The following is an 870-nucleotide window of genomic DNA, read 5'->3' as shown; positions in this document are numbered from 1 at the left end:
AGGAGCTGTCGGTCCACGAAAGATCAGGCGGGGAGGATCGGGAAAGGCGGGAAGGATCGATCAGCCGACGGGCCGGCGGGATGCCGGCCCGTCGATGGCGTGGCCTCAGGCCTTCTTGACCCAGGCGGAGCACCAGCCCTGGGTATTCACCCGCTTGCCGGGGAAGGCGCTGCAGGGGCCCCAGTCGGCGTTCGGGTCGCCGGTGTAGAGCTGGCAGTTGGCGCAGTGCGCCCCTTCCTGGTGAGCGGGGTTGTCCGTGGTGGTGTAGTCGTGGGTATAGCTCAGGGCCTGAGCGGCCGGATCGTCCTCGGCCAGCTTCGGCATGTCGCTCTGCGCGTGGGCCTTGCGCCCGACCATCAGCGTGCTCAGCGGCACCGCCGCGGCACCCAGGAGTCCGGCACGCAGGAAGCGACGACGGCTTTCGTCATGATGATTCTGGGACATAGCTGTCTCCTTACGTCTTGCGGGTAATTCGGGACCGGTTTTGCCCGGCCTCTGTTGATTCCTGCCCCTGCCCCCGTCGCCGGTCGACTCTGCTGGTCGCTAAGGCATGGCTGTCGCTATATCCGACTCGCTCTGTAATCCCGGCTGGGCGTCAATGTAACGCCTTTGCGGGGTGACGTCACGCTTGAGGCTTGGCAACACAATAGGTTGCAACACAAATAACAATGATTATTATTTATGTTCAGGATGCGAAGGAGGGACAGCGATGAGTTACCGCATTGACGCCCGACTGAACGGCTCGAACCCCCAGCTCGAGGTTCGCGACGCGGATTCGGGCACCGTACGACTGCTATGGGAGTACCCCCGGGAGCTGGAAGACAGCAGCGACCCCCTGGCCCGGGAGCTGGCCATCGAGGAGCTGTTCCG

The 870-nt window shown here is 63.8% G+C and carries 1 protein-coding gene; it reads right to left on the bottom strand.

Annotated elements, in window-relative coordinates:
* Positions 1-105: 105 nt before the first annotated feature.
* Positions 106-444 carry a high-potential iron-sulfur protein gene (locus tag G7A99_RS21850; RefSeq protein WP_018719728.1) on the bottom strand — a complete coding sequence of 113 codons (339 nt, stop codon included), beginning with the start codon at positions 442-444 and terminating at the stop codon, positions 106-108.
* Positions 445-870 lie beyond the last annotated feature (426 nt).

Source organism: Arhodomonas sp. KWT (assembly GCF_010993615.1).
The sequence above is the reverse complement of the archived record's forward strand: the minus strand, read 5'-3'. Positions and strand labels throughout refer to the sequence as shown.